We start from the raw sequence: 14,243 nt of genomic DNA, 5'->3' as shown, positions 1-14,243 counted from the left end.
TCTATTGTCTCATGGTAATACCTGCTAGAATTGGGCCACATATTACACGAGTTAGGTTGAAGATAGCCAAGCTGGTTGGATTATTTTGAGTTAATCAGATTGATTCGATCATTGTCATTGACAAAGTGGCAAAAATAGGGCATATTCCTCGACCTTAAAAATACCAATCCCAGTTTTAGGAGTTGCACCTTGGCTAATAGCAAGTCTGCAAAGAAGCGCGCGCTTCAATCTGAAAAGCGTCGCCAACACAACGCTAGCCGTAGCTCAATGTTACGTACTTACGTTAAAAAAGTAATTGCTGCAATCAATGCAGGTGACCACGCGACAGCTACTGCTGCTTTCGCTGTAGCACAACCAATTGTTGACCGTATGGCGACTAAAGGTCTTATTCACAAGAATAAGGCTGCTCGTTATAAGTCACGCTTGAACGCTAAAATCAAAGCTCTAGCAGCTTAATTTTAGTTTTAAAGCAAATGAAAAAAACCGGCCTTGGCCGGTTTTTTTATATCTAATTTTCACTACTGCAGCATCATCATAGATAATAAAGGCTCTAATATAAGCCAAACAAGTAACAGTGCTCTGCTTGAGTGCGATAAATCCCTTCAAACCCCTTCAAACCAATCCAATCCAGCCCAAACACCTCTAACTCATCCAAAGCCTCAAAACTCAAAGCCTTTAGACCTATAGTTTTAAAATCTGCAGATAAAAAAATAGAGAGGCAAGCCTCTCTATATTTCATCTACTGTGCTGACAGCTTTCAGGCTGAAACCAGTTCTTAGCAAATAAACCACCTCCGCTAAAAACTGAACCTAGCTTTAATTAAGCTACCGTCTTTAAGCTATCGCAATAGATGTTGTTCAGTAATTTAATGATCTCAGCAACTTCATCGCTCTTTAACGAATAATAAACCGTTTGAGCTTCCTTGCGTGTTTCTACTAAATTATCTTTACGTAACCAAGCTAAATGCTGGGACAGAGCTGATTGGCTTAAACCCAATTTCTTGTTCATTTCACCAACGCACATCTCGCCTTCATTAAGAAGGTAACATAAGATAAATAAACGACGTTCATTGGCTAACGCTTTCAACAATACAACGGCATGGTCTGCTCGTTGCTGCATTAATTCTATATTCATTACGAGCCATTTCTCCTAAAACAAACCGACGCCCTAATATAGCGTTGCCTTACAGATATAGTCGGGAGGTAAAGCACACTTTTTGCTAGATTGTTTTTAAAAGTGGGATATAAGTAATAAAAACAGAGAAAACTCTTAATAAACATCTATCTCAACACGCTCTTAGGGTCAGTTTGTCTCTGCTTAAAGGGCTATCAAAACATCTATACAGACTATAGCGACAATCCAGTTGCAACGAAATGACAACAAAAAGCCTTTTACTCTAATTACACAGACGAACGTGTTGAATCTTTACCTGTTGAGTCGACTCCAAAAGTCAAAGGACTGTATGGCTCGTATAAGCGCTCAGCTGATTTATTACCTCCACATTTTGATGGCTTTATAACAAATACGAGTATTTCGACTAAAGCTGATTTTGGTATTAAACCATCATTCAGGTAGGCCTTAGAACCTGTGAGACAGGATTTAAGAGATTAATAGAGCTGATCACGGATGTGATAGCAAATGAGATAGTAATGGCCTAGAACATAGCTTCTGTTGACTCAGATGCGGCTATTCCATCAGACAGGGCCATCAGGCTGTATCGCTCAAATAAGAGATAACTCATTACTTTGATTATCACCACAGGCTAACGACATACTAAGTCACGCTAGACAAGGTCGAGAATCCAGCACTCAAACAAAACATTCCGCTTATGCGTTGTTTATCTGCTTTATCGCGTCATAGCAAGCTAGTGGGACAATCCAAAATGAATCTTCGCTTGATAGCGAAGATGAGTAAACTTTATCGCCTTACAAAAAGAAAAGCAGCCATCTGGCTGCTTTTCTTTTGCGACTCGCGAAACTTAAGTATTATTGCTCTTCGCGCAGAAAGACCGGCTCGTTTACTGTCGAGTCTTTCTCACTGTAGTAATAACCTGCGGTATCGAACTTGGTTAACGCCTCTAACGAATCAATATTATTATCTAGGATATAACGTACCATCATGCCACGAGCTTTTTTGGCAAAGAAGCTAATCACCTTGTACTGACCGTTTTTACAGTCTTTAAACACTGGAGTTATCAAGCCTGCGTTTAACTTCTTAGGCTTAACCGCTTTAAAGTATTCATTTGACGCTAGGTTGATAATAAGCTCACTACCCTGCTCTGATGTTGTTTGATTTAACTCATCGGTGATGATATCACCCCAGAATTGATAGAGATTAGTTCCTCGCTCGTTGGCTAAACGCGTCCCCATCTCCAAACGATAAGGCTGCATTAAATCCAGAGGCTTAAGCAAACCGTATAGGCCTGAAAGGATCCTCAACTGCTGCTGAGCCTTATCTAGCGCCTGAGGGGAAAGTGTATCTGCATCTAGTCCCGTGTATACATCACCACGAAAAGCGAATACGGCTTGCTTGGCGTTAGTCGGCGTAAAATCTTTCTGCCAAGAGCTAAATCTTGCTACGTTTAAACCTGCAATTTTATCGCTAACCTTCATCAGTGTTGCCACATCAGTCGGTGTTAGTTTGCGGCAAACCTCAATCAGCTGTTCACTTTGATCGAGTAAGGTTGGCATTGAATAGTTTTCGCTGCCAGGAGGATTGTCAAAATCTAGTGTTTTGGCTGGAGAGATCAAGATCAGCATGCATTAAGTCCCTAAAAGATAAATTCTTAAACTAATACCAATCATTATCGGAAGTTGAGCTACTCAGAGTGCTTTTTGGTGACTAATTCAAGGCGAGTGAATGAGATAAAGGTTATTCCCTTATGAGTTCATTCAACACAGAAGTAGCTAGCCAATACACTCTTAAAAAGTGAGTTTTAGCGATCAAGTCTTTATATTGATTGGTTTAGACAATCATACTGAACAAAAACAAAAAAACCACACTTTAACGGTGTGGTTTTTAGATTGTACTGATAAAGCTTATAGATTAAGCACGAGTCGCATCCGCTTCAGCTTGAGCTTCTGCTTTGGCCTGAGCCTTAGCTTCTTCTTCAACTGTTTTACTCGTCCAGATCCCGCCTTCTAAGTTAGACAACTCAGGGAACTTGCTAGCATCGAAGGTTGGAGTTTCACCATTCTTTAATTGTTGGCGATAATCGTTAATCACTCGAATAGCTAAACCAGACAGCAGCAGTAAGGCGATAATGTTTACAGTTGCCATTAAGCCCATTGACACGTCGGCTAAGTTCCACACTAAGCCAATCTTAGCTACAGCACCAAACATCACCATACCTAATACACACACTCTAAAGATAGGCAGCGCTTTCTTACTGTTACCCGATAAGAAAATCACGTTGGTTTCAGCGTATGAGTAGTTAGCAATAATTGAGGTGAAGCAGAATAACAAAATTGCTAATGCTACGAACCCGCCTCCCCATGGACCAACATGTTGAGTCAATGCCTCGATGGTTAGCTTGATGCCATCACCATCTGAGCCTAAGTCGCCTGCTAACAAAATGATTGCCGCAGTCGCAGTACAGATAACGATAGTATCGACAAACACGCCCATCATCTGTACAAAGCCTTGCGATGCTGGATGATTAGGATTTGGTGATGCACTCGCAGCAACGTTCGCCGCACTACCCATACCCGCTTCGTTAGAGAATAGTCCGCGAGCGATACCTGCTTGCATAGCTTGAGCAATGGTATAAGCCACACCACCAGCAACGGCTTCTTGCAGGCCAAATGCACTCTTAATCACCAACATAAATACGTCAGGTAGCTTCTCGATGTTCATAGCAACAACGACAAAAGCAATCAAGATATAGGCTATAGCCATAATCGGAACAACAATTTCCGAAATCTTAGCCACTTTATTCAAGCCACCCACAATCACAAAGGCACTGGCGATCACAATCCCGATACCGACGTAAGTCGCATCTAAATTAAAGACCTGCGTCATAGCACCAGTGATGGTATTGGCTTGAACAGCGTTAAATACCAGACCGAAGGCGATAATCAGGAAGATTGAGAATAAAATTCCCATCCAACGCTGACCAAGGCCCTTTTCCATATAATAGGACGGACCACCGCGGAATAGACCGTCTTGATCGCGCACTTTATAAACCTGTGCCAATGTTGACTCAATCATTGCGGTAGCCATACCTAGAATGGCAATAAGCCACATCCAGAATACAGCGCCAGGGCCTGCCGCCGTAATCGCAACCGCCACACCAGCCATATTACCAGCGCCGACACGAGCCGCCATACTGGTACAGAAAACCTGGAAAGATGAAAGGCCTTGTCGGCCTCCGCCTTGTCGGCTTTTAAGCATTATTTCACCAGAATGCTTAAAATGAGTAAGCTGAATAAATGCCAGTCGAACTGTAAAATACAGTCCGGCACCAACCAGTCCGTATACTAATAGCTTTCCCCAAAGCAGCGCATTGAGAAAATTAACCGTTGTTTCTATCATATTATTTCAATCCCCATGACAAACCCATTCGGGCCAATCCTGCCCCCGATGGTATCTACCCTGTATTAAACCTTCCTAAGTATTTAAATAACAGCAGATTTTATTTTCAAATTGTCTTAAACGTGAAAAAACTACATCACGCCTGCTGTATTACGCGCAGCAAAATAGCATAGCATTGCTTCAATCCCGAGCGATATAGATCACAGTTAAGCACTTACCTGACATCAGCGTCACACCTCCACACAAACAACGCGACCCAAAATAACCAAATTAACACAACATTCACATGCAAATGACTATACTTTTTGTACAAATTGCTTTCAAAAAATCGGAGCTAGACCACGTTTTTGTAATAAAATTACAAATATAGTGACTATTATGAAATTTGTTTAACTTTATGATTACGTAAATGGGGATATTTATGGCACATCAGCAAGAAATTGTCGCACTAAAGAAATTTGTTCGAGCAACTAACTTTCTAGCGACATCACAAATTTACTTAAAGAAAAACGTGCTGCATAAACGCGCACTCGAACATAGCGATATCAAGCCAAGGCTACTTGGCCACTGGGGAACCTGCCCAGGTATCAACTTTGTGTATGCCAACGTCAACAGGCTTATCACAAAGCACAATCGCTCCTTCGTTTACTTGGTCGGCCCAGGACATGGCTTCCCAGCCGTTCAAGCAAACCTATTTATGGAAGGCTCCTTGAGCCACTTCTACCCAGATATCATTCCATATAACGAGGACGGTATTACCGATATTTGCCAGAAGTTCTCAGCAGCCTATGGCTACCCATCTCATGCAAACCCAGAAGCGCCAGGTCAAATCCTAGAAGGTGGCGAATTAGGTTATTCGCTCTCTGTTGCTTGGGGCGCCGTGTTAGATAATCCCGATCTGATCGCCGCCTGTTTAATTGGTGACGGTGAGTCTGAAACTGGGCCACTTGCAGCCTCTTGGTACGCTAACCGCCTTGTTTCACCAAAGAACAATGGTGCGGTGCTGCCTATCGTACACATCAACGGCTACAAAATCTCTGGTCCAACTCGTATGGGTCGTATGAGCCATGAAGAACTTGACCTTGAGTTTAGAGGCTTAGGTTATCACCCAATCATTGTTGATGATCAGCTAGAGGAAGACGTTTACGTTCAAATGGCTGCGGCAATGGATAAATCATATGAAATGATCAATGACATCCAGACCCGAGCTCGCGCAGGCGAAGACATTGTTAAGCCTCGCTGGCCAGTGATTTTGATGCGTACGGCAAAAGGCTGGACGGGTACGGCTGAGTTTAACGGCAAGAAGCTAGAGGGCAACTGCGAATCTCACCAAGTTATCGTTAATAAGTGTGCTAGTGACAAGGCTCACCTAGATGCGCTTAATACATGGTTAGCCAGCTACAAATTTAGCGAACTATATAGTATCAACAATAAAGGTGAGCTGATCTTCGACCAAGATATTCAATCACTACTGCCGCCTAAAGAGCTGACTTGTGGTCGCCAACATTTAAGCTACGGTGGTGAAGTCGTTCGAGCATTGGCACAACCTGATCTTGAAAAGCTTGCCTACGGTCCAGAAACCCCACGCGGTCATCGCGGCTTATCTATGTATAAGATGGGGGAGTGGATGCGAGACGCATTTAAACTCAACCGCGACCAACGCAATCTACGTATTTTCTGCCCGGACGAAACCTACTCAAATCAGCTACAAGCTGTATTTGAAGAAACAAGCCGAGCATGGCAGTGGCCTATCGAAAGCTGGGATGAAGACATGTCCCGTGACGGCAGAGTCATCGAGCTACTGTCAGAGAACCTATTGTTCGGTATGTTACACGGTTATACCGTAACGGGCCGCCATGCGATGTTCCCAACTTATGAGGCGTTCTCACAAGTTGTCTCATCGATGGCTGACCAATACTGTAAATACGTTTACGCTAGCCAAGGTGTGCACTTCCGTAAACCAGTGCCTGCTTGTAACGTCGTATTGTCATCACTACTTGAGCGCCAAGATCACAACGGTTACTCACATCAAAATCCGTCTTTCCTAGGTGCGATGCTAGAGAAGCACCCTAAGATCATTTCGGCTTATCTACCTGCAGACGGTAACAGTACGCTGGTTTATACCGAGCGCGCCTATGCCGATCGAGACAAGTTAAATATCTTAGTTGCTGGTAAGAAAGATCTGCCACAATGGCTAACGCTCGATGAAGCCCGAAAACAAACCAAAGACGGTGTCATGGTTTGGGATTTTGCATCAGATGAAAATCCAGATGTAGTTCTTGTGGGTTGTGGTGACTACGTCACTCAAGAAGCAATGGCAGCATTAGTACTCATTCGCGAGCTCTTACCACGTGTACGCATTCGTTTTGTGAGTGTTACCGAACTAACAAGCAGTGGCCTAGGTAGCCTAGAGTTCCAAAGTAAGCCTTGGTTAATGGATGAAGTCTTTACCGCCGATAAAGGCGTGGTATTTAACTATCATGGTTATCCAAACACCATTAAGAAACTGGTGTTTGACTATAAGGGTAGCGATCGTTTCAGAATTAAAGGCTATGAAGAGGAAGGCTCAACAACAACACCATTCGATATGGGTGTGCGTAATGGTACATCACGTTACCACCTTGTCATCGATATGGCGTACAAGCTATTCCAGCAAAGCGTTATTGATGAAACTCAACATGTCGCTATCACCACAGATATGCTTCAACGCTTAGTCGACCACAGAAACTATATCAAAGCCAACGGGGTTGACCCAGAAAGCATTGAAAACTGGGTCTGGACACGATAATAGTCTCACCTGAAAGCTTGTTTCACTGCTAATTTAAGGGCGCTTTTTAAAGCGCCCTTTTTTTACAACCTACAATTACCCATACAATTTAACAATCGAAGTGGAAAATATTACATTTACAGCAGATAATAGTGTCAGCTAGCTAAAACATAAAGGGAGCTCCGTGATAAGTGCTAGCGCTGCTTACATTGAATAATGGCAGTCGGAGAGGTTTTTATAACACATAAGGATTTTGAATGATGAACAACACACTAAAAGCAGTTCTGCTTACTTCGATGTTACCCCTTGCTGCTAGCGCGGCTGATGGCATGAGCCCCTGGTATGTAGGTGGCGGTGTCGGCATCAACAACTATGAACCCAATTGCGACCAAAAAACCATGAAGAGCTGTGGTAAGGACGATCCTTATGCATGGGACGTATTCGCGGGTTATTTATTTAATGACTACTTTGGTGCAGAGCTAGGTTATCGTGACTTAGGTCGAGCCGAGTGGGTCGACTACTCAAACAAACTAAATGACGTTGGCGCTAAAGGGATGAACCTTGGCCTAGTGGCATTTTGGCCTTTCGCTGGTGATTGGAGCCTATCGGCAGAAGCCGGTGCCTTTAACTACCTGATCTCTAACAACAAGAACTATGGCAGTGAATACTACAGCGACAGTGGCGTCGCTCCGTATGTTGGTGCAGGTATCGGTTATAACATTACCGATAACCTTAAGATCCAAGCTAAATACCGTCGTTATGAAAACCTAGACGAAGATAAGTGGAAAACCCTAGAGATGGAGAGCAACTACTGGGGACTTGAACTAAGTTACCGCTTTGGCAGTAAAGCTAAACCTGCTCCGATTGTTGCACCAGTAATAGTCGCAGACTCTGATAATGATGGCGTTACCGATGATTTGGATCAATGCCCTAATACGCCATCTACTCACAAAGTGGATGCTAACGGTTGTACTATTTATCAAGAAGCTGAAGATAAGTTCGATATCGAAGCGAAGTTCGCTACCAACTCCGCCACGGTACAAAAGTCATCATACGGTGATATCAAAGAACTTGCTGAGTATATGAGCCAGCACCCTAATGCCGAAGTGACTATCTCTGGTCATGCTTCAAATACAGGCAAAGCCGATTACAACATGGCACTTTCAGAGCGCCGCGCCGCAGCGGTTGCCGATATCCTTATCAATGAATATGGCGTTGCGCCAGCTAAGGTGTCGTCAAAAGGCTACGGTATAACGCAGCCACTGATTGAGGGAAGCTCTGCAGAAGCAAACGAAGCTAACCGCCGAATCGAAGCCCATGTAACGGGTACTGAAAAAGTGCCAGTACTTAAGTAAAGCTGACACAATTTAACAAAAGCCTATGGTTATCACAGCCATGGGCTTTTTTAATTTTATGCATTCATAAAAAAGCTATACTTCTTGATTAGACTTTTATTAAGCCGCAGCAGTAAACTAGAACACGTAGTTAGATTACTAAATAGAGCCTTTAAAATGACTTTTAGCAACTTTTATGTAATTTTTTTTCATATATAGTTGGAATGTTCATTAAAATGGCTTTTAATAGCTGCTAAATTTATTGTCCAATCGATGCTGCTCATAGAGTAAGGATGTAAAACCCATGGCCAACACATTAGAACAACTTAAAGCTTATACAACAATTGTTGCCGATACCGGTGATATTGAAGCCATAAAACGTTACCAGCCAGAAGACGCCACGACCAACCCCTCTCTTATTTTAAAAGCATCTGAAATTCCTGAATACAGCGCACTGATTGAAAACGCCATCGACTGGGCCAAAGGCCAGAGTGACGTACTAGCGCAACAGATTGAAGATGCAGGTGATAAACTTGCTGTCAATATTGGTCTTGAGATCTTAAAAATTGTTCCGGGTCGCATTTCAACTGAAGTCGATGCCCGCCTTTCATTCGATAAAGAAGGCTCTATTGCAAAAGCCCACAAGCTTATCAACCTTTACCAAGCAGCTGGGATCGACAAGTCTCGTATCCTTATTAAGCTAGCGTCTACTTGGGAAGGAATTTGTGCAGCTAAGCAACTTGAGCAAGAAGGGATTAACTGTAACTTAACCTTGCTATTTAGCTTCGCTCAGGCACGAGCATGTGCAGAAGCAGGGGTTTACCTAATCTCTCCTTTCGTTGGTCGTATCCTTGACTGGTACAAGAAAGACACAGGTCTTGAATACAGCGCCGCTGAAGACCCAGGTGTCGTATCAGTAACGAGTATCTACGACTACTACAAACGTCATGGTTTTAATACTGTTGTTATGGGCGCAAGCTTCCGTAACACAGGCGAGATCATTGAACTTGCAGGTTGTGACAGACTAACCATCGGCCCTGCACTATTGGAAGAGCTACAAAATAGCAAGACTCCTATCGTACAGAAGCTACTACCAGCAACCGAAGTGATTGCACCAGAAGCTAGCATGACTGAAGCCCAGTTCCGTTGGGAGTTTAACGAAGACCCAATGGCAGTAGAAAAGCTAGCCGAAGGTATTCGTAACTTCGCCATCGATCAGGGCAAGCTTGAAGTTATGCTTAAAGAAAAGCTTTCGTCTTAACGGAATAGGACAAGACAATGACAGAACTCACTCAACAAGCTAGCTGGCAGGCACTTGAGAAGCACAGTAAATCGCTTCCTCATATGCGCGAACTCTTTTCTTCTGAACCTGAACGCTTCAGTAATATGTCGACTCAAGCATGTGGCCTATTTTTAGATTTCTCTAAAAATCGTGCCTCACAAGAGACAATGTCATTACTGTTTAATTTAGCCAAAGACTCTCAGCTTGAATCGAAAATAAAGGCCATGTTTGCAGGACAGGCGATAAACAATACAGAGCATCGTGCAGTATTGCACACGGCCCTGCGTGCCCCTGCTAACAAAGTCATTAATGTCGATGGCAATAATATTGTCGCCGAAGTTCAGCAGACATTGGCAAAAATGGGTGAGTTCGTCGAGTCTCTGACTTCTGGTCAGTGGAAAGGTTACACAGGTAAAACTATTACCGATGTGGTGAGTATTGGTATTGGCGGCTCCTTCTTGGGCCCTAAAATCGTTTCTCAAGCCCTGCGCCCTTACTGGACGGGAGAGCTAAATTGTCACTTTGTGGCAAACGTAGACGGTACTTCTATCACTGAAAAGCTCAAAGGGCTCGATCCACAAACCACCCTGTTTGTGATGTCTTCTAAGTCTTTCGGCACACAAGAAACCCTCACTAATACCCTAACCGCTAAAGAGTGGTTTTTAAGCCAAGGCGCTTCGCAGTCTGATGTGGCAAAACATTTTGTCGCCGTAAGTTCGAACGTCTCTAAGGCAACAGAGTTTGGTATCGATGCCAGCAACATCTTCCCAATGTGGGACTGGGTTGGTGGCCGCTACTCATTATGGTCTGCTATTGGCTTACCTATCGCTCTGCTAATCGGTATGGATAACTTCAAAGCGTTATTGGCTGGCGCTCATGAGATGGATGAACATTTTGCCAACACCCCATTAGAGAACAATATGCCGGTGATTATGGGTATGTTCTCGCTTTGGTATGGCAACTTTTTCAATGCACAGTCTCATGTCGTGCTGACCTATGATCATTACCTGAGAGGGCTACCTGCTTACTTCCAACAACTCGATATGGAAAGTAATGGTAAATCTGTCACCCTAAACGGTACTGATGTTGATTACAGCACAGGTCCAATTATTTGGGGAGGTGAAGGCACCAACGGACAACATGCATACCACCAGCTACTGCATCAAGGTACTGCACTTGTTCCTGCTGACTTTATCATGCCACTCAATAGCCACAACCCAGTGGGTGAACATCATGTACAACTTGCTTCAAACTGCTTTGGTCAAACCCAAGCATTGATGCAGGGAAGAACATTCGATGAGGCATTAGCAGAGCTTAAGAAAAGTGATCTGGGTGAAGAGCAGAAGCAGCTTATCGCTCAGCACAAAGTGATGCCGGGTAATAAGCCAAGTAATACTATCTTGATGGACAAGCTAACACCGTCGACCTTAGGTTCACTTATTGCCCTTTATGAGCACAGAACCTTTGTTCAGGGCGCTATTTGGCAGATAAATTCTTTCGACCAATGGGGTGTAGAGCTGGGCAAGCAACTAGGCAATGATGTGCTCGAACGCCTAGTCGCTGATGTTGACGCCAAAGAGCTCGACTCATCGAGCAATGGATTAATTAACCTATTTAGACAGGGAAATATCTAAGCCGATTGTTTTACCCTAAAAAAGCCAGTTTCTACTGGCTTTTTTGTTTTCCAGTAGCTGAGTATTCCGCTACAACTTGAAACACATTCATATTCAACCTCCACTCGCTTAAACTAAAACATTAAAACTTCACCCTGAATTAACATTTTTGAAACATATTAGTTGCAACATGAGCAAAAATCATGCTATTAAATTGAAGACAAAATAAAAAACAGGAGGTTGCCATGAATCGACTCGATTATGGTAGTGCGCTAGATAGTATAGTAGAAAAGCCAAGCCGCTCAAGAAGCTCCAATAAAAAGCGGAAGTGGCGTGAGATTGAAGCTCTAAAAGAGAAGCACCGCTTACTTAAGGAGCTTCAAGAAATGGATAATAATTTCAGTGGCGAGCTAGATACCCTCCTGATGTGATAACAAAACAAAAAGAGCGCTGAAGCGCTCTTTTTTAGTTTTTGTTAAAACTTGCGATTAGCTAATCTGCGGTTTCTAAGTATTCCCTTAGCTCTTCAAATAACGCTCTATCATTTTCATTAAACAAAGGATCGTCAATCAAACGCGCGTCGCACAGAACCGCGACTTTTTTCCAATCTTCATCGGTAATGACTTCATTCCACTTGGGAAATACCGTTGACTCTTCATATTCCATATGGGACTGCTGCATCCGTACATAACTTTCTAGATCGGCAACCAGTTGCTCTTTCGATACCACAATATCATTTAAAATCAGGTTTAATGTCGCCATGAGAGAAGTTGAGGCTTCACCTAATTTTAAGTGCTCAGAAGTTAGCTTTTCATTAATGTGTGATCGGCCAAGTTTGGTCCAGTAAAACTCTGAGATAACTTCTTCTAATGGATGGTGGCTATGCTCAGCGTAACTTTGCATATATTCCACTATATCTCGTACCACGTTATAGTTTATCGCTTCACCTGCGGCCAACTTCGTATATTTAGCCTTTAAAACCTTAAGCAAAATAGCAATATGCTTATGGTCGTGCATGAGTCTCGCTAGCATAGTCATCTCCATCCTAATTCGCACCCACTATCTTTTATATTAGTAAACCGTATAAATAACGCCCAATATAACAAGCTGCTTACTATGGGGTTAATGATAGAGATCAACGAATTTTGGAATAACTAACAAGAGCTTGTAGATATTGGACTGACTAAAAATAAATATGGCCACTACAGGGTTAATCTAGCATGGCATAATAGTCAAAAAAGAAACTTAGGCTCACAAGGATACATAAAAATGCACGTCCCTCACCTTATTGGAGCACATGTCAGCTCGGCTGGAGGCATAGCAAATGCGCCCCTTAACGCGGCAGCAATTGGCGCAAATGCTTTTGCCCTATTCACTAAAAACCAACGTAGATGGCAAGCAGCCCCATTAGATCCTAAGCAGGTAGCGCTGTTTCAGCAGCATTGTGTCGAAGCCGACATTGCTTTTGAGGCTATTTTGCCCCATGACAGCTACCTTATAAACCTTGGCCACCCCGATCCTGAGTTACTCAATAAATCACGAGAAGCCTTTTATGATGAGATGCAGCGCTGTGAAGAGATTGGATTGAAGCTGCTCAATTTTCATCCAGGTAGCCATTTGCGTAAAATTCCAATCGACACCTGCTTAGCCAATATTAGTGAATCGATTAATTTAGCCTTGGAACGTACATCTAGTGTGACCGCTGTTATCGAGAATACCGCAGGTCAAGGCTCAAACCTTGGCCATAGCTTCGAGCAACTAGCGCAAATTATCGATGGGGTTGAGGATAAATCGAGAGTCGGTGTCTGTATCGATACCTGTCACCTATTTGCTGCAGGCTATGATATTCGAACTCAAGCCAGCTGTGAGCAGACTTTTGAGCTATTTGATAACATCGTCGGCAATCGATACCTAAAGGCTATGCATCTGAATGATAGTAAGACGCCGCTAAACAGCCGAGTTGACCGTCATGAATCTTTAGGACAAGGCGAAATTGGCCAAGAGGCGTTTGCCAGCCTAATGAAGTTAGAGGCGGTAAAGGGGATCCCGCTCATTTTAGAGACGGTACGACCAGAGATCTGGCAAGAGGAGATTAACTGGTTACGCTACCTTGCAAAACAGTAATACCAATCAGTATAAGAAGTTGATCGACTCAGACCGACCAAATCTTGATGCTGATTGGTATAAGGCAGCGCTAACGGACTAGAGCAAACACTTATAGATCACTGCGACCACTTTTGTTGGTTCACCTAAGTCAGATTGCAACCATACGATATGAGTGCCTTTAAGCTCCTCGCCCTGCTTAATGGCACTTAATCTGGCATCGGCTAATGCATTATCGCCACGGCCAAAGCCCGTGACCATCGCAAAGCTATCGCAGTGTGTCACCTCAAAGTCATAGGCCTCGTTAATTCGATGGTACAGCTCAAAATCTTCTGTTGCACAGCCATTTAATAGGCTTACTAATAGAACACCCATGACAAAACGTAACACAATGACTCCCGCCTTTTAAAATCTGCGGCGCAAGATATAAAAATTCCTAGTCAATAATTGTGATACATATCACACAGCACTAGGTTTGGACTGCACATTTGGTATCAAATGTTAAAAACTAACATCAAGTGTCAACCCCATGAAATGCATGAGCAAATACAAGTGTATATTTAAATGAATACCCACAATTAACCAACAAAAAAAAGGAAGCATTAACAGCT

At 43.2% G+C, this 14,243-nt stretch carries 13 protein-coding genes; 7 read left to right on the top strand and 6 right to left on the bottom strand.

From position 1 onward, the window contains the following. Positions 1–189 precede the first annotated feature (189 nt). Positions 190–456, top strand: coding sequence for a 30S ribosomal protein S20 (gene rpsT / locus Q1A86_RS02060; protein WP_220759688.1), 267 nt, complete (start codon positions 190–192; stop codon positions 454–456). 94 nt (positions 457–550) lie between these two features. Here the strand turns inward: rpsT and Q1A86_RS02055 are convergent, their stop codons facing one another. The 4 genes from Q1A86_RS02055 to Q1A86_RS02040 form a co-directional block, all read right to left on the bottom strand. Further along, complete coding sequence (locus Q1A86_RS02055) at positions 551–739, bottom strand: hypothetical protein (RefSeq protein WP_299802181.1); 189 nt, start codon at positions 737–739, stop codon at positions 551–553. Positions 740–819: 80 nt separating this feature from the next. Continuing rightward, complete coding sequence (locus tag Q1A86_RS02050; protein ID WP_202720391.1) at positions 820–1,134, bottom strand: metalloregulator ArsR/SmtB family transcription factor; 315 nt, start codon at positions 1,132–1,134, stop codon at positions 820–822. 851 nt (positions 1,135–1,985) lie between these two features. Then, complete coding sequence (gene yaaA / locus Q1A86_RS02045) at positions 1,986–2,759, bottom strand: peroxide stress protein YaaA (RefSeq protein ID WP_299802178.1); 774 nt, start codon at positions 2,757–2,759, stop codon at positions 1,986–1,988. Between the two features lie 286 nt (positions 2,760–3,045). Continuing rightward, positions 3,046–4,533, bottom strand: coding sequence for a sodium:alanine symporter family protein (locus Q1A86_RS02040; protein WP_299802177.1), 1,488 nt, complete (start codon positions 4,531–4,533; stop codon positions 3,046–3,048). A gap of 421 nt (positions 4,534–4,954) precedes the next feature. On the opposite strand from Q1A86_RS02040, the gene Q1A86_RS02035 reads away from it, so the two are divergent. The 5 genes from Q1A86_RS02035 (at position 4,955) to Q1A86_RS02015 (ending at position 11,960) form a co-directional block, all read left to right on the top strand. Further along, a complete protein-coding gene (locus Q1A86_RS02035; RefSeq protein WP_299802176.1) occupies positions 4,955–7,321 on the top strand; it encodes a phosphoketolase family protein in 2,367 nt (788 codons plus the stop codon). A gap of 236 nt (positions 7,322–7,557) precedes the next feature. Beyond that, positions 7,558–8,655 (top strand): OmpA family protein, encoded by a 1,098-nt coding sequence (locus Q1A86_RS02030; protein WP_299802175.1) that lies wholly within the window; start codon positions 7,558–7,560, stop codon positions 8,653–8,655. Positions 8,656–8,938: 283 nt separating this feature from the next. Then, entirely contained in the window at positions 8,939–9,895 is a 957-nt protein-coding gene (tal, locus tag Q1A86_RS02025; protein WP_299802173.1) for a transaldolase, read from the top strand. Positions 9,896–9,912: 17 nt separating this feature from the next. Beyond that, entirely contained in the window at positions 9,913–11,550 is a 1,638-nt protein-coding gene (pgi, locus tag Q1A86_RS02020; protein ID WP_299802171.1) for a glucose-6-phosphate isomerase, read from the top strand. A gap of 224 nt (positions 11,551–11,774) precedes the next feature. Next, positions 11,775–11,960 carry a DUF3545 family protein gene (locus Q1A86_RS02015; protein ID WP_012154330.1) on the top strand — a complete coding sequence of 62 codons (186 nt, stop codon included), beginning with the start codon at positions 11,775–11,777 and terminating at the stop codon, positions 11,958–11,960. 61 nt (positions 11,961–12,021) lie between these two features. Here the strand turns inward: Q1A86_RS02015 and Q1A86_RS02010 are convergent, their stop codons facing one another. Continuing rightward, the gene (locus Q1A86_RS02010) at positions 12,022–12,561 is read right to left on the bottom strand and encodes a hemerythrin domain-containing protein (protein ID WP_299802168.1); all 540 of its coding nucleotides are present in this window, start codon (positions 12,559–12,561) and stop codon (positions 12,022–12,024) included. 237 nt (positions 12,562–12,798) lie between these two features. Here Q1A86_RS02010 and nfo point away from each other — a divergent pair, with 237 nt between their 5' ends. After that, complete coding sequence (gene nfo / locus Q1A86_RS02005; protein ID WP_299802166.1) at positions 12,799–13,653, top strand: deoxyribonuclease IV; 855 nt, start codon at positions 12,799–12,801, stop codon at positions 13,651–13,653. A 78-nt stretch (positions 13,654–13,731) separates the two neighbouring features. Here the strand turns inward: nfo and Q1A86_RS02000 are convergent, their stop codons facing one another. After that, positions 13,732–14,007 carry a hypothetical protein gene (locus tag Q1A86_RS02000; protein WP_299802247.1) on the bottom strand — a complete coding sequence of 92 codons (276 nt, stop codon included), beginning with the start codon at positions 14,005–14,007 and terminating at the stop codon, positions 13,732–13,734. Positions 14,008–14,243: the final 236 nt, after the last annotated feature.

This window comes from uncultured Shewanella sp., assembly GCF_947497935.1.
Classification (GTDB): Bacteria; Pseudomonadota; Gammaproteobacteria; order Enterobacterales; family Shewanellaceae; genus Shewanella.
Note: the sequence above shows the minus strand (reverse complement) of the source record. Positions and strands in the feature narration are given on the sequence as shown.